We start from the raw sequence: 18,944 nt of genomic DNA, 5'->3' as shown, positions 1-18,944 counted from the left end.
AGGTGCAATATGAAACAAGATATCATTCAATCATTAACATCATTTCTTACTGATGTTTCTATTCATTATCAGAAAAAAGACAATATTATACATTTCCCTTTCTACATAGAAGGTAAAATCAATGAAGGTGCCACCTTCATTCATGTATCTGAAGAAAGCTATATCGTAGAGACAGGTCTACCTATTGAAGTTCATCCTGAAGCCTTTGATCTGCTTACAGAATTCTTTATTAAAATCAATGAGAAAAGTGAATATGGCTATTTTCAATTAAATGAAGAAACCCATCTTATTTCCTACATCATCAAGGTGAATGTTCACAATACTTCCCTTCCAAGAAAAGTCATCGAACATTCTCTATTGTTGCCAATAGAAATATATGGTGCCTACGGATTCGCAAATGCGATTTACTATCTATTAAGCAATATACTGACTGTGGATGAAGCTCTTGATTTTGTGAGGAGGGATCACTAATGAAAACTGTTCTTATAGATTATCTTAATGCTCATCATCTTCCATTTAAAGACTACAATGATCATCTCATTGTCATATATGAAGACAAATATATTCATTCTCTTTCATTAGAATATAAAGAAAACGGCTTAACCATGAATGTTCCTATAGAAAAAGACGTACAGGATGTACGTCTTATCATGAAGAAGAATCTCTTCACAACATTAGGTCACTTTAATTATAGCTATGAACATAAGAAACTGTTTTATCAAGTATCCTATGATTTAAGTGAAAGAGTGCTATCTAACGAGATGATTGATGATCTCTTTCTTTCATTAAAAGATATTCAACTATTAGACGCATAATGATTCATTATGCGTTTTTACATAGATAAAATGCATCAGGTAACTTAATAAGATAAAGACAACACTTAAAATCATCACCCATCTTAATACACCTAAGTATCCTAGATGTTTTACATCAAGGAAGAAGTAAGGATAAACAACATAGGACTGAGGTATTTTCCCATGATAGAGATTTGTTAAATAGCTTCCTCTTGCAAGAATTGACACAATATAAAGATAAGGATAAGTGACACAAAGAAGAGGAACATAGCTCTTTACTTGTTTTCTTTTAGAAAATAACAATAAATCAAGAATAAAGAGAATTGGTCCAAAGAGATGAAGAATAGAGTTATGTAGATTAGATATCCAATATGTTAAAGTGAATGGACTAGAAAGTAAAACATTATAGACAAGGGATGTAATAAGTATCCAGATGGCTGCTAGAAAATGTAATGGGATAAGATCGTTCGATGTCCCATTTGTTTTCTTGTTTTTTATATCCTTGTAAGTATTTCTTACATGAAAGGCCATAATGATCCAAGTTATAATATTTGATTGTGTTGTATAGTAGACCAGAAATTCATTACGTGGCTGTTTTGTCCATGTCATAAAATCAAGAAGAAGTCCTGCTCCTACCAAAATGATAAATACTATTCTATATGACAGCTGAAATTTTTTATTTAATATCATATTTTGAACCTCCAACTTTGATATTCTTGCATATTCTTCTCCTTGAAGCAAGAAAAAAGCTGGATTATTGTTCCAGCTTATTCATATCGGTAGATTCTCTTTCAAGTAAAGTACAAGGCAGAATGACTTTAAGTGGAAGATGTGTCTTTGTTTCTAAGAGCCCCTTAAGCATCATTCCTGCATACTGTCCCATTTCATATGCCGGTGCATGAACAGTTGTTAAAGATGGACTCGTATAGGATGCTTCATCGATATCATCATAACCAACGACTGAAATATCTTCAGGAATTTTTATATGATGTTCATTTAATGCTCTAAGTGCCCCTATCGCAATCGGATCACTCGCACAGACAAGAGCTGTTGGCAGTGTTCCTTTTTGTATTAATGTGTTAACCATAGTATACCCATCTTCTCTTGTATAAGAAGAAAGCAGTGTATAGTCCTCATAGTCGATCTGGTGTTCTTTCGCATAGTGGATAAATGTAGAATAACGTAAATCAGGATATAATGTTCCATCACTTAAATATTCTTTTCCACCAATAAAACCGATTTTCTTGTGACGTAATGATACGAGATAATCCATCAGATCATTTGTCGCTTTTGCAAAATCAAGTGAAATAGTAGAGAACTGATAATCCGTACAGCTCATATCGACAAATAGTGAAGGATGCATATTTTCAATGATATTCATTTCTTCCTTCGCAAACTTACCAATACAGATAATACCATCCACATCTTTAAGCTTGCTTATATAATCATGATCATTCTTAAATACACGCGTAATCTTCATCTGATGTTCCTGACAATAGTTTTCTACCCCAGTTCTAATCATCAGATAATAAGGATCATTAGCTTCCTGTTCTAATGAATACCACTGCAATATCGCAATAGTATGCGCAATAACCTTTTTTCTCTTTTTAACATAATGCAGCTCTTCAGCTGCCTGCAATATATTGTTTCTTGTCTCTTCTGGTAAGACAAGAGTGGGATCATTATTAAGACAACGTGAAACTGCTGCCTGTGAAACACCTGCTTTTAATGCTATATCTTTTAACGTAGCCACTATGGATCACTCCTTTTTTCTTATTATAAAGTAATCAGTAAATTTTTACTAGATTTATTACTTAAACTTTTAACTGAAATAATTAGTAAATAATTACTAAAATAGTTGAATTAAAATTTTACTGGGACTATAATGAAGATGAAAAGGAGATATTTATTATGAATAAAGAGATTTGTCAATTAATAAATTACGCTTTAAAAAAACAACTTATTTATGAAGAAGATATTGATTATTGTATCAACCAACTGCTTGACTTGTTTCATTTAGATGAATTCACTAAAATAGAAACAGAAGATGCTCCACTAGAAGAGATTCTAGAAGCAATGCTTGAATACGCTGTCGCTCATGATCTATGTAAAGATGATATTACTAGTAAAGATTTATTTGATACACGTATTATGGATAAAGTCATGCCTCGACCTCATGAAGTCATTCAAGATTTCAATAATCGCTATGCCCATTCACCACATGATGCAACAGATTATTTCTATAATCTGTCCATCTCTTCAAACTATATTCGCATGAATCGTGTCAATAAGAATATCAAGTTTAAAAGAGATACTAAGTATGGTCCTCTAGCAATCACAATCAATCTTTCAAAACCAGAAAAAGATCCTAAAGAGATTGCTAAAGCACGTCTATTAAAATCTTCTGGTTATCCACAATGTCTTTTATGTAAAGAAAATGTGGGATTTGCTGGAGATTTACGTCGCCCTGCAAGAGAAAATCATCGTATTATCCCATTAAACTTATCTAATGATCGCTATTATCTGCAGTATTCACCTTATGTCTATTACAATGAACACTGTATTGTCTTTAATGAAGAACATATCCCAATGAAGATTGATCATCAAACATTTACACATTTATTGGACTTCATTGAACAGTTCCCACACTATATGCTTGGATCAAATGCGGATCTCCCAATTGTTGGTGGTTCCATCTTAACGCATGATCATTATCAGGGCGGTGCTTATCATTTCCCAATTGAAGATGCTAAAGTGATCACTAATTACCAAATTGAAGGCTGCCATGTAGAACTCCTTCATTGGCCATTATCTACAATAAGACTTACCTCCCCATCGAAGGATCGACTTGTTCAATTAGCTGATCACATTCTTGAAGACTGGATTGATTATGATGATACATCTCGTCATATCATTTCCCACACTGAAGATACAAGACACAATACTATTACCCCAATTGCCCGTAGAGCCGGCAATGATTATCAGATGGATCTTGTACTACGTAACAACCGTACAACTGCTGATTATCCTTTAGGTATCTTCCATCCTCATCAAGAAAATCATCATATTAAAAAAGAAAACATCGGCTTAATTGAAGTCATGGGATTAGCTATTCTTCCTGCCCGTTTAAAAGAAGAAATGTCATTATTAAAAGATTGTCTTTTGAAAAAGAAAACAATCGATGATTATGAATGTCTGCTTAAACATAAAGAATGGTTTAATGAACTTTCTAAAAAAGATATTACCGAAGACAATGTTGATGAAATCATTAAACAAGGATTAGCTGATGTCTTCACATCAGTACTAGAAGATGCTGGTGTCTACAAGATGGATGAAGATGGCATTAAAGGATTTAAAAAATTTGTTAACTACACATTAAAAGGAGAAATTCTATGAACACACAAGAATTTATGACAAAACTAGAAAATCATCAATTAGATGGTATTCTTAATGATCTCTATGAAGACGAAAGTCTACTTGAATACCAATACACTCGTTATAAGAAAGCAATTGAAACATTCAATAAACTATACGGTGAAGGTGATTTTGAAATATACACTGCTGCTGGAAGAAGTGAAGTAGGCGGAAATCATACTGACCACCAGCATGGTCGTGTCCTAGCTGCTTCTATCAATCTTGATGCAATCGGAATTGTTCGTAAAAGAGAAAATATCATCAAAGTAGTATCTGATGACTATGATATTCCTGAAATCGATATTCGCGATCTTTCTTTTGTAGAAGAAGAAAAAGGAACATCCATTGCACTTATTAAAGGTGTCGTCGCTAGATTAAAACAGTTAGGTTATGCAATCGGTGGATTTGATGCCTACATTACAAGCGATGTCCTTATTGGAGCAGGACTTTCCTCTTCAGCTGCTTTTGAAGATATCATCGGTACTATCATTGATGGATTGTACAATGATATGAAAATTGATATGGTCACAATTGCCAAAGTGGGTCAGTACGCTGAAAATGTCTACTTTGGAAAACCTTGTGGTCTGATGGATCAGTGCGCATGTGCGGTTGGTGGTCTTATTACCATTGATTTCAAGGATAAGGACAAGCCGGACGTCCGTCATATTGACGTGGACTTTAGCTCTTTTGACTATAGCTTATGCATCGTTGATGCAAAGGGTTCTCATGCAAACCTTACTGATGAATATGCCGCTGTTCCTCGTGAGATGAAGGATGTTGCGAAATTCTTCAATAAGGAAGTTCTAAGAGAAGTTAATGAAGAAGAATTCTTGGATCATATTAATGAAATCAGAGAAAAGCTAGGTGATCGTGCTGTTTTACGTGCTTATCATTTCTTTAAGGAGAATAAGCGTGTACTAGATGAAGTTGAAGCATTAGAAAATGACTTTCCTGCTTTCTTGAAACTTGTGAAAGCATCAGGTGATTCAAGCTATAAGGTACTGCAGAATGTCTATGCCTCTTCTGATCCTGAACATCAGAGTGTAGCTTTAGCATTAACTTTAAGTGAAGACCTACTTCAGGATAATGGCGTATGCCGTGTTCATGGTGGTGGATTTGCTGGTACAATTCAGGCTTTTGTCAAAAATGACTTTGTTAAAGAGTATAAGAAAGGCATTGAGAAGTATTTTGGTGAAGGCAGCTGTCATGTATTAAAAATCAGAAAGTATGGCGGTAAGAAGATTTTATAAGAGTCAGATATTTATCTGGCTCTCTTTTTTTATTTATGTATAATATGTTATGAATGTTTTGGAGGTTTTTTATGCGTTTACGTACAAAGGAAATAAATATGTTAGAAGGACCACTTCTACCTAAAATAGTCAGCTATGCGATTCCGTTGGCTTGTGCTAGTATTCTTCAGCAGCTTTTTAACTCTGCCGATTTAGCTATTATTGGACGCTTTGAAAATTCAATTGCGATGGCCGCCGTAGGCGCCAACAGTTCTCTTATTTCACTATTGATCAGTTTGTTTAGTGGGCTGTCCCTTGGCTCTAATGTCACCATTGCTTCTTTTATTGGGATGGGACGCAAGAAGGATGTCAATCAGGCGATTCATACAACCATTGCCCTGTCTTTAATAAGCGGTCTTATTCTTTGTATTGCCGGAGAAATCATTGCGCCGATGATACTAAGTCTCATGTCCACTCCTGACAGTGTCTTAAAGCTTGCGGTTGTATACTTACGTATACTGTTTCTCGCATTGCCTTTTCTATTGATTTATGACTTTGGTGCCTCCATCTTACGTGCAAAAGGTGACTCTACTCGTCCATTGTATGTTCTTTTTCTCTCAGGCATCATTAATATTGTATTTAATCTTATCTTCGTTGGACCACTTCATATGAGTGTTGCCGGAGTAGCATTAGGAACATTATTTGCGAATATGTTCTCTGCAGCTATGGTCATTGCTTTTCTTCTTTATGAAGATGATCCTTATCGTTTACATCTTGATCAACTTAAAATAGAGAAAAAGTATTTAACAAAAATTATCTCCATTGGAGCCCCTGCTGGAATACAGGGAATGGTGTTCTCTTTCGCAAATGTGATTATTCAAAGTGGAATCAACAGCTTTGGACCTGATGCAATTGCTGGAAATACAGCCGCATTAAACTTTGAAACAATGGGATATTATGTTGTGAATGCCTTTGGACAGGCGGCTACAACCTTCACAAGTCAGAATTATTCCGCTAACCTCATCACTCGCTGTAAGAAGATCTACCGCATCACCATGAGTGTTGGCATGTGCGCAACCTTGCTCTTCAGCACCATCTTCTGGTTTGCACGCTACCCACTGATGTCCCTTTTCACATCCTCTCCTGCCGTTATGCATTATGGATTTATACGTCTGTTTTATATTGATAATCTAGAACTGCTGACAGGCACCTATGAAATATCTGGTGGCTGTTTAAGAGGAATGCGTCATTCATTAGAACCAGCTATCATCACTATGATTGGTTCATGTCTTTTTAGAATCATTTGGGTTTCGACAATATTTAGAACACATCATACACTCTCAGTGTTGATGATTGTCTACCCTATCTCATGGATCATCTGTGGTGTATGTGTGCATATCGCCTACTTTAAGATAAGAACAAGACTATTTAGAGAAATAAATATGTAAAAAGCCAGCATTGCTGGCTTTTTTTATGAAATAGCTTGTTTTGTTTCTTTATCAAATAAATGAATTTTATTCTTATCAATGGCCATTGAAATCTGATCACCATCTTTGTAGTCAAAACGAGATGGTGTTTTAATAATCATATCTGCACCCTGATAATTGAAATATAAGTTCATTTCTGAACCAGTGTTTTCTACAATATCCAATGTAGAAGTGAATACTGAATCAGGATAAGTATCTACCATGATTTTTTCAATATGAAGATCTTCAGGTCTGATTCCTAAGATGATCTTTTTGCCGACATGGCTTTCAAATTCTTTAGTAACTTTACCTGCTGGGATTGCGAAATGAAGGTCTTCATTCTTAATGTAATATGTATCCCCCTTCTTTTCTAAAGTAACGTCAATCAAGTTCATTTTTGGTGAACCGATAAATGTCGCTACAAACAAGTTGGCAGGATGATCATAGATATGTGCTGGTGTATCGAACTGCTGAATGATACCTTTGTCTAATACAACGATGCGATCAGCCATTGTCATGGCTTCTGTCTGATCATGTGTAACATAGACAAATGTTGTATCAAGCTGTTTATGGAGCTTAGAAATCTGGGCACGCATTTCTGTTCTTAATTTTGCATCAAGGTTGGATAATGGTTCATCAAGAAGGAATACTTCTGGATTACGGACCATTGCTCTTCCTAAGGCGACTCTTTGTCTTTGACCACCTGATAATGCACGTGGCTTACGATCAAGGTATTCAGTCAATCCTAGGATTTCAGCGGCATGCTTTACTTTCTGATCAATTTCTTTTTTTGGTGTTTTCTTTAATGTCAATGCATAAGCCATATTCTTATAGACAGTCATATGTGGATAAAGCGCATATGTCTGGAATACCATGGCGATATCACGATCTTTTGGCTGAAGTTCATTAACCACACGATCACCGATATATAATTCACCTGAAGTAATGCTTTCTAGACCAGCAATCATACGCAATGTTGTGGATTTACCACATCCTGATGGTCCAACAAGCACTACAAATTCTTTGTCTTTGATATCTAAATTTAAATCTGGTACAACTGTAACATTATTATCATATGTTTTAGTTACATGCTGGAAACTAATTTTTGCCATTTTCTTTCTCTCCCTTTATTTTTGTTAAATGTATTGTAAAAGACTGATAATCCCCCACTTCAACAATAAGCGGCAGCCCTTGTGTTTTTAAAATGTTTGCATCATAGATTTGTCCTTTTTCATCTTGATAATAGGCATCATCTTCAAGACCTTCTATCTTGATGAAGTAGGCATAACGACTTGCTTGATTCTTGATTCTTACTGCAAAGATTAAGGCTTCATCTTCATTAATAAATGCATAGGCTCCTATGTCATCATGAAGAGGATCACTTAAACGATAGTAAAGACCTTCATGAATAAGAGAAGCGTAGGATTTAAATGTAGCTACCTGCTCCTTAATCACTTTTCTTTCCTCATCACTACATTTTGTAATATCTAACTCATAACCAAATGTTCCACTCATAGCGACCACTCCACGTGTATCTAATGAAGTTATACGTCCTGTCTGGTGATTAGGAACAGCGGATACATGTGATCCAAAAGTACTGATTGGATAGATGAATGAAGACCCATATTGAATGGATAAACGATCAATTGCATCAGTGTTATCTGATAGCCAGATCTGTGGTGTGTAATAAAGCATTCCTGCATCAAAGCGTCCACCTCCGCCACTGCATCCTTCTATAAGCAGTTTTGGATATCGCTTAATTAAACGTTCAAGGAAACTATAGAGTCCTAGCACATAATCGTAGGTCACTTTTCCTTGTGGCGTAGTACTTGAATAAATATCAGAAATACTGCGATTAAAATCCCATTTTATATAATCGATGGATGCGTGATCCAAGATATCGCACACTTGTTTAAAAATAGCATCTACGACTTCTTTTCTTGAAAAATCAAGAACCAGCTGTTCTCTTGCACGAATATATTTTCGATGGGGAACCTTTAATGCATAATCAGGATGTTTTCTATAGAGATCACTATCTTCACTGATACATTCTGGTTCAAACCAGATTCCAAACTTTAAGCCGAGATCATGTATTCTTGAAGATAAAGACGCAAGAGATTCTCCTAGTTTTCCTTCATTGACATACCAATCACCTAAAGCTGCATTATCACTTTCACGTTGACCAAACCAGCCATCATCCATGACAACCATTTCTATATCACATGACTTGGCTGCTTTTGCTAATTGATAGATGGATTCTCCATTAAAGTTAAAATAGGATGCTTCCCAGCTATTGATAAGAATTGGCTTGATGCCAACCATTGGATCATGAATCAGATATTTTCTCATCCCCTGATGAAGATTTTGAGATAAGCGAGATAACCCTGATGATGAATAGCTCATCATCACTTCAGGAGCATAGAAGATGTCTTCATGTTCTACTGGATAAGAGAAATAGTCTGGAGATAACCCCATAACCATTCTTTTTTGACCATATTGATCAGCTTCAATCATTGCTTCAAAATTACCGCTGTAGACGAAGTTCATGCTATAGGCATTACCGGACATCTCATTAGTATTTGAATCACAAAGAATCAATGCGGGATTGTACTGATGACTTGAAGCTCCTCTTTTTGAAGATATCTTATAGATGCCATGATTCACTTTCTGGCGATTGGGAATTCTTTCCATTGTATGTCGTCCATAGAAGCTGATTACATCATAGTCACCTGAAACAAAATCAAGATTGGCAGATTTGATATTTTCAATCGTTACTGTTTCTCCATGATTAATGATACGAACACTTCTTGTTATAATATCAACATCTTCATAGACACTATAGGATAAGATTACTTCTAAATGAAGAAGGGAGTCTTCTAAAGTCACTTCCAATGATTCCACATTCTCACTCATTGAAGGCAATCCTTTTAGTTTTGTCTTATTATCGATGATTTCAGCTTTGACAAAACGTAGATCACATCCATAAATACCTTCTTTTGTACGTATTGTTAATGAGGAAGTACGATAATCTCCATTACCATCAAATGGAAATTCCTGGGGTAGGACATCTAATGAGTAAGTACGGTCCTTATTGGCATCATATGGATTGCCACTAAAGCCGCGATCTTTTTTTACAAGTAGATATTCTGGTGCATGTTCTGCTTTTTTTCCATAGTAGAGATGAAGCAGATAGCCGTAGCTATCAACTTGCATCATATAGGTTGAATTGTTTGTATGAAGAGTGAATGTTTTTTCATGAATCACAATAGACATATTGAAAACTCCTTTATAATCAATTATTTAACAGCGCCGTTTACAACACCGTTTAAGATATGTTTCTGAGCGAAGACATAGAAAATTAACATCGGCAATAATGCCAACAAGTAAGATGCAAAGGCTAAGTTATAGTTTGTTCCAAACTGTGTCTGGAATGTCAACTGTGCCAATGGCAATGTATTAGCTCCTGATCCTGACATGATAACCAATGGTGTCATAACATCATTCCATGTTCCAAGTGCAGTTAATACTGCTACTGTCGCATGCATTGGTTTCATGATTGGAAAGATGATAGTCCAGTATGTTGACCAAGTAGAACCACCATCAACCTTTGCGGCTTCTTCTAATGCTTCTGGAATATTAGTTAAGTACCCGCTATAAAGCATGACGTTGATTGGCATAAAGAATACCAGGTAGCAGAGAATAACGCCGACAATGTTGGCAATATGTAAATCTGCGGTCTGCTTTACTAATGGCATCATCAATATTGCAAAAGGAACAAACATCCCTGATACAATATAAAGATAAGCGCGGTTAAACCATTTATGACGTTTTTTCATTCTTCCAATCGCATAGCCCAACATCGAATGGAGAAGAATTGACAAAATTACAGTTGTACCTGTAATAAGAATAGAATTCATTAATGTATGCCAGAAATCAGTGACTTCCATCGCTTTAGCGAAGTTTGAGAAGCTCCATGTTTTTGGCAAGGCAAGAATAGAGGATAGCGTATTGCCCATTTCACTAGGTTGTTTAAAAGCAATGATAATTGTTAAATAGAGAGGAAATAACACTGTGATCAGACCAATAAACAACAATATTGTAACGGGCCAATTATATTTCTTTTTCATTATAGCTGTTCCTCCTTTTTACCCATGAATTTAAGCTGGAAGACAGAAATCAGTACGATTACTATAAAGAACAGTACAGCGTTAGCACTCTGGAAACCAAACTGTCCTCCGGCCATTCCGTTATTATAGATAAGATAGGAAATAGATTCAGTTGATTGTGCTGGACCACCTTTTGTTAATGCCATAATCTGATCAAATACCATCAAGGCATTCTTCATTGTCAATACCAGATTGATAGTGATAAATGGCAAGATCAATGGTAAAGTAAGTGTCTTGAATTTTGTCCATCCTGATGAACCATCAATAGCACCAGCTTCATACACATCTTCTGGAACAGTCTGAAGTCCAGCAATATAGATAATTGTCTGCATTGCAATGGCCTGCCATGCACATACAATAACAATGGCTATCCATGCCCATCTTTCAGAAGCAAGAATGGATGTCCCACTTCCTAATAACATCTTTTGGAATGCTGGCATGATATAAGTAAAGAAGTAATTGAAAATATAGCCAACAACCAATGCTCCTAAAATATTTGGTACAAAATACATGGCACGAAGTCCACTCTTGAACTTAATTTTTGAATTAAGTCCCATTGCTAAAACTAACGAGATGACATTCACAACAATTGTTACACATACAGCCACTCCAAATGTGAATAAGTATGAATGACCTACTCGTGCATCAGTAAATAAATCTACATAATTTCTTAGTCCTACATTCTGATATGTTCCATAGCCACGGAAGTTTGTGAAACTATACATAAAACCTCTAATTAAAGGCAATGTGTTAAATAAGAAGAATAATGCCACAAGTGGAATTGTCATCCAGATGTATGTACGATCAAAATCAAGTTTACTTTTTTTCTTCATAACATTTCTTCCTTTCCTAGCTTTTATGAGTCTTGTTATACTCTTCAACTTTACGAATAATATCCCTGTTATAACGTTTCCAGTCTTTATCCCACTTTGTTAAGAAGGCTTTCTTATTGCCACTTAAAAGATAACTTTGAAGCAACGCATCACAGCCCATTGTAGCAGGATAATGATGATCAGGATAATCTACCATCTTTCCACTGTCGATCCAAGGGACCATATCCGCAAACTGTTTTGGTAAAGTAAAGTTTCCATTACGACATGGCAATGACATCTGTGCATTGATATATTTCTGAAGATTTTCTTCTTTTAAAAGATAATCCAATACGATGTAAGCAGCTTTTTTATTTTTGCATGCTTTAGTTACACTGAACATTAAATCAATACCTGAGTTAAGATTGTTCTTACTTGCATCATTGTTGCCAGGCATTACAAATGAACCAATATCCATATTTGGATTAGAAGATAAAACCTGTGGAATCGCATAGGATCCAATAGTAAACATAGCTGATTGCCCTTTTGCAAAAGCTGTACAGGCATCATTGTATCCGTAGGCAGCAACATCTTTTTCACCATACTTCAACAGTTCCTTAAACTTTTCAGCAGTTTCACTGTATTCTTTTGTAAAGGTTGTCTTGCCTGCGTTTACCTGTTGATAAACTGTTGGAGAAGCAAGACTTACAGCCAATGCATTCCAAGGTGCTAATGTTGTCCAAGTATCCTTATAACCGAAGTAGAAAGGTAGCACCCCATCTTTTTGCATCTGTTTACACAATGACATAAGTTCATCCCAAGTCTTTGGTACCTTATAGCCATGTTCTTTAAAGATCTTTTTGCTATAAAGGATTCCTGACGCATTTGCTGCGTAAGGAACACCGTAAGTTCCTTTTGTTGGAACATATTCAAGCTCATCTAAAATTGTCAGATATGACTTCTTGATATTCTTTAATCCTGAAAAATCAGAAACATCAGCTAACACATCCGCATCGACGAATTCTGAGAAGGTCGCATCTCCCCCTATTCCAAGAATATCTGGATAATCTTCTCTGATAAATCGTGTTTTCATTACTGTAACAGCATCATTTGGTGATGAAATCTTTAATTCAATATCACCATGACTAGCATTAAATTCTTTAGCAACCTGCTGAAAGTAGGTTGCAGCTTCCTGCTTATAGGAAACAATTTCGATAATGGTCTTCTTATTAGTTGTTGTCTGACATCCTACAACCGTGAAACAGACCATCATCGCAAGAAAAATACGAAAGATTTTTTTAAGTTTCATATTGCCCTCCCTCCTTTAAATAAACAGCTGTTTTGTTTTGGCAATATAATTGTAACATCTCATTTTGCGTCATTGAATATCATGAAAGCGCTCTTTATATATCAATATGTGATTTTTTTGTAGAATATTGTTATATTAGAACGTTTAATGATATAATCTTATTCGAGGTGATGATAATGAACGATTGGCAATTTTCAATATTTCCTAATGAAACATTTATTGACTTGACCCTCTATCAATATGGTGGAGAGGTATGCAAGCCATCTCATCTTTTTGGGCCTGCTACAAGAAATCACTATCTGTTTCACTATATTCTTAAAGGAAAAGGTACTCTTTATGCCCATAATGATAAAGGAGCAAATATCAGCTATCATCTAAAAGCTGGAGATGGCTTTATGATTTTCCCTGATCAGATTACAACCTATATTGCGGATGCAAATGATCCTTGGGAATATATGTGGATTGAATTTGACGGTCTTCGTGTAAAAGAAGCATTAGATTCAATCGGATTGACTATTTCTTCTCCTATCTATCATTATCTTTATGAAGATACACATAAGGAAATGGTAAAACATATGATGCATATTGCTTCAAGCAAAAATGCCACGCCTTTCCATCTAATAGGTCATTTATATCTTGTTCTTGATAATCTCATGCGTTCAATAAAAATCACCGAGAAACATTCTGGCAATCGTCTCATTGATTACTATATGCATGAAACCATGGTCTTTATTGAACAAAACTACATGTCGAATATTTCCATTGAAGATATTGCCAACAATATTAATCTTAATAGGTCATACTTCGGAAAAATATTCAAGCGTGAAACAGGGAAGACACCACAGTCCTTCCTGCTTAACTACCGCATGATCAAAGCCTGTGAATACCTAAAAAAAACAAAGATGCATATCGCTGATATATCTCAGTCAGTCGGATATGACAATCAGCTGCACTTTTCTCGTGCATTTAAAAATATATATGGCTTATCGCCAATGCAATGGCGAAAAGCCAATAGAGAGAATACATAAAAAAAGACATGATCAAAATCATGTCTTTTATTTATAGTCTTCTACATGTAGACGTTTATGGGCATTTTCTACACGTTCAGCAGTTGGTGGCTGAATGCCTTCAAGCTGATAATCTATGCCTAGTTCTTCCCATTTAAATACACCTAATGTGTGATAAGGAAGTACTTCTACTTTTTCTACGTTGTTTAATGTTTTAATGAATTCATTGAGCTGATCAAGATCTTCATCATAATCAGAACGCTCTGGAACGAGCACGTGTCTTATCCAGACTGGCTTATTGATATCGCTTAAGTATCTTGCCATATCCAAGATATTCTCATTGGATTTTGTCGTAAGGACACGGTGTCTTTCATCATTGATTTCCTTGATATCAACAAGAAGAAGATCAGTGTAGTTCATAAGTTCTTCAAACTTCTTGAACCATTCTCCTTCTCTCGTAAAGCAGCCACCGCTTGTATCAATACAAGTATTGACTCCTTGTGCTTTTGCTTTTTTAAAGAGTTCAAGCAGGAAATCAATCTGCAATAACGGTTCACCTCCAGAGATAGTGATACCTCCATTTGTGCCCCAATAGTTCTTATAGCGTAAAGCCTGTCTTAATATCTGATCTGCACTCATTTCTTCATATTTATTAGAACCCCATGTATCGGGATTATGACAGAATTGGCATCTTAAAGGACAACCATGAAGAAATACCATAAATCTTACACCTGGTCCATCTGCAGATCCAAAACTTTCTATTGAATGTACTCTACCTTTAATACTCATAATTACACCTCTAGAAAAACGCCTTGAGCATTCAAGGCGTTTTCATATTTCTTATAAATGTTTATGGCATGTTCTTGAAATAACATCTAACTGCTGTTCTTTTGTTAAATCAATGAACTTAACCGCATATCCTGATACACGAATTGTGAAGTTTGCATATTCTTCTTTTTCAGGATGATTCATTGCATCAATTAATTTTTCAGTACCAAATACGTTAACATTCAAGTGATGTGCACCCTGTTTGAAGTAACCATCTAATACAGATACAAGGTTGTATTTTCTTTCTTCTGGTTCATTACCTAATGCACTTGGGTTGATTGTCTGTGTATTTGAGATACCGTCTAATGCGTAAGCATATGGAATCTTAGCTACTGAGTTAAGTGAAGCAAGCAATCCATTCTGTTCTGCACCATATGCTGGGTTAGCACCTGGAGATAATGGTTCACCAGCTTTTCTTCCATCAGGAAGTGCTCCTGTTGCTTTACCATATACGACATTAGAAGTAATAGTTAAGATTGAAGTAGTTGGTTCTGAATCTCTGTATGTATGATGTTTCTTGATCTTAGTCATAAATTCTTTCAATAGCCATACAGCGATATCATCTGCTCTGTCATCATCATTACCATAACGAGGGAATTCTCCTTCAGTTTCGTAATCAACAACATAGCCTTCTTCATTTCTTACAGTCTTAACTTTTGCATACTTGATTGCAGATAATGAATCTACTACATGAGAGAATCCTGCAATACCAGTTGCGAATGTACGTCTTAAATCAGTATCGATCAATGCCATTTCAGCTGCTTCATAATAATATTTATCATGCATGTACTGAATTAAGTTAAGTGTATTAACATAAAGTCCTGCTAACCATTCCATCATGTCATCAAATTTTTCCATGACTTCATCATAGTCAAGATACTCAGAAGTAATTGGACGATATTTTGGTCCAACCTGTTCAAATGTCTTTTCATCAACACCACCGTTGATAGCGTAAGTCAAGCACTTAGCTAAGTTAGCACGAGCGCCGAAGAACTGCATTTCCTTACCTGTTTCAGTTGCTGAAACACAGCAGCAAATTGAATAATCATCGCCCCAGAATGGTCTCATGACTTCATCATTTTCATACTGGATTGAAGATGTTTCAATAGAAACCTTAGAAGCATATGCTCTAAACTTAGTTGGTAAGTTTACAGTATACAATACAGTTAAGTTAGGTTCTGGTGAAGGACCCATGTTTTCTAATGTATGTAAGAAACGATAACATGTCTTAGTCACTAATGAACGACCATCGTTGCTCATACCACCTACTTCAAGAGTAGCCCAAACTGGATCTCCTGAGAATAATTCATTGTATGAAGGAATACGCGCAAATTTAACCATTCTGAATTTCATTACTAAATGGTCAATTAATTCCTGAGCCTGCTTTTCAGTGATTAAACCTTCCATTAAGTCTCTCTGGATATAGATATCCAAGAAAGTAGAAACTCTACCAACTGACATAGCTGCACCATTTTGAGTCTTGATAGCAGCTAAGTAACCGAAGTATAGCCACTGTACTGCTTCTTTAGCATTAGATGCTGGTCTAGAAATATCAAAACCATATACAGCAGCCATTTCTTTCATGCCCTGTAATGCTTTGATCTGTTCTGCGATTTCTTCTCTTAATCTAACAACATCTTCTGTCATTTCACCATCACCGCAGTTTAGGTGATCCTGTTTTTTCTTTTCAATTAAGAAATCAATACCATATAAAGCAACACGACGATAATCCCCGACGATACGTCCACGTCCATAAGTGTCTGGTAACCCAGTGATCACATGGCTGTGTCTTGCTTTCTTGATTTCTGGTGTATATACATCAAAGACAGCCTGGTTATGTGTCTTATGATACTTTGTAAAAATTTCATGTAATTTTTCACTTGGCTGATATCCATAAGTTGTACAAGCCTGTTCAGCCATACGAATACCACCATAAGGCATAAATGCTCTCTTTAAAGGTTTATCAGTCTGAAGACCTACAACCTGTTCAAGATCTTTCATGCTTTCATCAATATAACCTGGACCATAAGCAGTTAAACCTGAAACAATTTCTGTTTCCATATCAAGAACGCCGCCTTTAGCACGTTCTTGTTTCTGCAACTCCTGTAATCTCCCCCAAAGCTTTTTAGTTGCTTCAGTTGGTCCTTCTAGGAACGATTCATCACCTGTGTATTCAGTGTAGTTTTTCTGAATAAAATCACGTACGTTGATTTCATCTTTCCATGCGTTACCAAAAAAACCATTCCATTCTTTTTCGAAACGTTCTGCACTCATTTCTATGTTCCTCCTATTTGTAGACATATAGACGTAAATATTCAATGTATCATCATTTTATGAAACGCCTTACATTTTTCTTTCCGATATTGAATATAACATTATTTTCCCTGATTGTCCATCCAAATGCAAGCCTTTTATTAGGAATGATTCTTAACAATGCGTTTTGAAATTTTAATTATTTAGGATAACCGATAATACATATGTTAGAATTTCTCTTTTCCGATAATTTTTAAGATGAAAACGGTACCATATGTAAAAAATTTCTTTTTTTAAAAAATTTCTTTTATCTATTAAAATATATTTTTTATCATAATATGACCTCAAAAGATATTTTCTTTTTCCTATAGTGAACCTTGATCTTTCCACCTACTCCTTCAATTATCGATTTAGCCATCGATAAGCCTATTCCATATCCTTCCTGATGATGAGAAGTGTCTTCACGATAAAATCTATCAAAGAATGTTTCAGGGTCTACTGATAAATCATGATAGTCATTTTCTACTTTAAAGATCACATTACGTCCTTTCTTTTTAAGACTTACATCAATATGGCCACCATCATCACAATACTTAATCGCATTGTCTAATAGAATATGGACAACTTCCTTAAATGAAGACAGATCTGTTTTTACCCTCATGTTTTCACTAATATCATAGCGCAGTGTTTTTTCTTGCTTATTGGCAAGTGGGATAAAGTCTTCTACACTCTGCTTAACTATTGATGTACTATCTACATCCTCTAATACAAAATGCTGATTTTCCTGAAATCTTGCCATAGAAATCAGATTACTGATGAGTTTATTTAAACGTTCAATCTGTTCATGAGTGGACTTGCTCCATTCATTTTCTCCACTCATCATTTCCATCACTTCATTGTTGGCAGAGATAATAGCCAACGGTGTCTTTAATTCATGAGAGGCATTCGTAATAAATTCTTTCTGTTTCTCATAGTTTTTAATAAATGGTCTCATAAGAAGACCTGAGAACATGTAAAAGATGATCACAAAGATAAAAAATACTGATATCCCAATCACAATTGACATATTGACCTGATGCTTGGCTTTATCTAACTGGTTGGTAATATCCATAAAAACAGCGGTAACCTGTTTACCTTCACTAATACGATACAAGAACGCATTGCCATAGATATAGACAACCCCTTGACTCTTGCCTTCATCTCTTTTCTGCATCGTAAGCTTTAGCGCCTGATCTTTAGAAATAGAATGCACAGCTGATGTGTTAACATCCTGGGTATTTTCTGCAACTGTTACTGTAAAGTACCTAATAGCATAGCGTGATTCATTATGCTCTTCATAGCTTATCTTGCCCCCATTATCTTTGATTTCATCGATGATTTCATAAGAGTCCTTATAGATTTTAGCGTAATTAACACAATTCAAGGTCACAAGCACTAACGTAATAACAACCAATAGACTTAAGATTGCGACACTCATGAATCGACGATAGAGCTTTTTCATGACTATCCCTCCTTCAACTTGTAATATCCATCCTAGTATAATCTAATTGACTTATCCATGAGTTACTTTTAAGACTCCCTGGAGTCATTAAAGCTGATAAGCGTTTAGATTATATTCCTTTCTTTATTTCCTTTATAATAGAAGTATTGAATATGTGTACTTTAGGTT

16 protein-coding genes are annotated in these 18,944 nt (G+C 35.5%); 6 read left to right on the top strand and 10 right to left on the bottom strand.

Annotation, left to right across the window (positions count from 1 at the left end; all coding sequences use genetic code 11):
* Positions 1-9: 9 nt before the first annotated feature.
* Together J6L95_RS08935 and J6L95_RS08930 are read left to right on the top strand one after the other, a co-directional pair.
* The gene (locus J6L95_RS08935; RefSeq protein ID WP_074686122.1) at positions 10-471 is read left to right on the top strand and encodes a hypothetical protein; all 462 of its coding nucleotides are present in this window, start codon (positions 10-12) and stop codon (positions 469-471) included.
* Positions 471-815 carry a hypothetical protein gene (locus J6L95_RS08930; RefSeq protein WP_287458876.1) on the top strand — a complete coding sequence of 115 codons (345 nt, stop codon included), beginning with the start codon at positions 471-473 and terminating at the stop codon, positions 813-815. The genes J6L95_RS08935 and J6L95_RS08930 overlap by 1 nt, the downstream gene beginning before the upstream one ends.
* On the opposite strand, the gene J6L95_RS08925 is transcribed toward J6L95_RS08930, so the two are convergent.
* Positions 804-1,484 (bottom strand): Pr6Pr family membrane protein, encoded by a 681-nt coding sequence (locus J6L95_RS08925; protein WP_287458875.1) that lies wholly within the window; start codon positions 1,482-1,484, stop codon positions 804-806. The genes J6L95_RS08930 and J6L95_RS08925 overlap by 12 nt on opposite strands.
* A 64-nt stretch (positions 1,485-1,548) precedes the next feature.
* Positions 1,549-2,547, bottom strand: a complete 999-nt coding sequence (locus tag J6L95_RS08920; protein ID WP_029071074.1) for a LacI family DNA-binding transcriptional regulator — start codon at positions 2,545-2,547, stop codon at positions 1,549-1,551.
* Between the two features lie 158 nt (positions 2,548-2,705).
* Between J6L95_RS08920 and J6L95_RS08915 the strand changes: the two genes are divergently transcribed.
* The 3 genes from J6L95_RS08915 to J6L95_RS08905 all read left to right on the top strand — a co-directional run bounded on the left by J6L95_RS08915 (position 2,706) and on the right by J6L95_RS08905 (position 6,885).
* Complete coding sequence (locus tag J6L95_RS08915) at positions 2,706-4,190, top strand: UDP-glucose--hexose-1-phosphate uridylyltransferase (RefSeq protein WP_287458874.1); 1,485 nt, start codon at positions 2,706-2,708, stop codon at positions 4,188-4,190.
* The gene (locus J6L95_RS08910) at positions 4,187-5,458 is read left to right on the top strand and encodes a galactokinase (RefSeq protein ID WP_287458873.1); all 1,272 of its coding nucleotides are present in this window, start codon (positions 4,187-4,189) and stop codon (positions 5,456-5,458) included. The genes J6L95_RS08915 and J6L95_RS08910 overlap by 4 nt, the downstream gene beginning before the upstream one ends.
* Before the next feature lie 71 nt (positions 5,459-5,529).
* A complete protein-coding gene (locus J6L95_RS08905; protein WP_287458872.1) occupies positions 5,530-6,885 on the top strand; it encodes an MATE family efflux transporter in 1,356 nt (451 codons plus the stop codon).
* Positions 6,886-6,908: 23 nt separating this feature from the next.
* On the opposite strand, the gene J6L95_RS08900 is transcribed toward J6L95_RS08905, so the two are convergent.
* The 5 genes from J6L95_RS08900 to J6L95_RS08880 are packed head-to-tail and all read right to left on the bottom strand — an operon-like array spanning position 6,909 to position 13,187.
* Entirely contained in the window at positions 6,909-8,015 is a 1,107-nt protein-coding gene (locus J6L95_RS08900; protein WP_031589634.1) for an ABC transporter ATP-binding protein, read from the bottom strand.
* Positions 8,002-10,176, bottom strand: coding sequence for an alpha-galactosidase (locus tag J6L95_RS08895; protein ID WP_287458871.1), 2,175 nt, complete (start codon positions 10,174-10,176; stop codon positions 8,002-8,004). Before J6L95_RS08895 ends, J6L95_RS08900 begins: the two co-directional genes overlap by 14 nt.
* 23 nt (positions 10,177-10,199) lie before the next feature.
* Positions 10,200-11,030 (bottom strand): carbohydrate ABC transporter permease, encoded by an 831-nt coding sequence (locus J6L95_RS08890; RefSeq protein ID WP_074686129.1) that lies wholly within the window; start codon positions 11,028-11,030, stop codon positions 10,200-10,202.
* Complete coding sequence (locus J6L95_RS08885) at positions 11,030-11,902, bottom strand: carbohydrate ABC transporter permease (RefSeq protein WP_287458870.1); 873 nt, start codon at positions 11,900-11,902, stop codon at positions 11,030-11,032. Before J6L95_RS08885 ends, J6L95_RS08890 begins: the two co-directional genes overlap by 1 nt.
* 16 nt (positions 11,903-11,918) lie before the next feature.
* Entirely contained in the window at positions 11,919-13,187 is a 1,269-nt protein-coding gene (locus tag J6L95_RS08880; protein ID WP_287458869.1) for an ABC transporter substrate-binding protein, read from the bottom strand.
* Between the two features lie 176 nt (positions 13,188-13,363).
* Here J6L95_RS08880 and J6L95_RS08875 point away from each other — a divergent pair, with 176 nt between their 5' ends.
* Complete coding sequence (locus J6L95_RS08875; RefSeq protein ID WP_287458868.1) at positions 13,364-14,215, top strand: AraC family transcriptional regulator; 852 nt, start codon at positions 13,364-13,366, stop codon at positions 14,213-14,215.
* A gap of 27 nt (positions 14,216-14,242) precedes the next feature.
* Here the strand turns inward: J6L95_RS08875 and pflA are convergent, their stop codons facing one another.
* The 3 genes from pflA to J6L95_RS08860 all read right to left on the bottom strand — a co-directional run bounded on the left by pflA (position 14,243) and on the right by J6L95_RS08860 (position 18,776).
* Entirely contained in the window at positions 14,243-14,983 is a 741-nt protein-coding gene (gene pflA / locus J6L95_RS08870; RefSeq protein ID WP_180364536.1) for a pyruvate formate-lyase-activating protein, read from the bottom strand.
* 51 nt (positions 14,984-15,034) lie between these two features.
* Complete coding sequence (gene pflB, locus J6L95_RS08865; protein WP_287458867.1) at positions 15,035-17,296, bottom strand: formate C-acetyltransferase; 2,262 nt, start codon at positions 17,294-17,296, stop codon at positions 15,035-15,037.
* A 310-nt stretch (positions 17,297-17,606) separates the two neighbouring features.
* Complete coding sequence (locus tag J6L95_RS08860; protein WP_287458866.1) at positions 17,607-18,776, bottom strand: sensor histidine kinase; 1,170 nt, start codon at positions 18,774-18,776, stop codon at positions 17,607-17,609.
* Positions 18,777-18,944: the final 168 nt, after the last annotated feature.

The sequence above is a fragment of the Kandleria sp. genome, from assembly GCF_017934775.1.
Classification (GTDB): domain Bacteria; phylum Bacillota_I; class Bacilli_A; order Erysipelotrichales; family Coprobacillaceae; genus Kandleria; species Kandleria vitulina.
The sequence above is the reverse complement of the archived record's forward strand: the minus strand, read 5'-3'. Positions and strand labels throughout refer to the sequence as shown.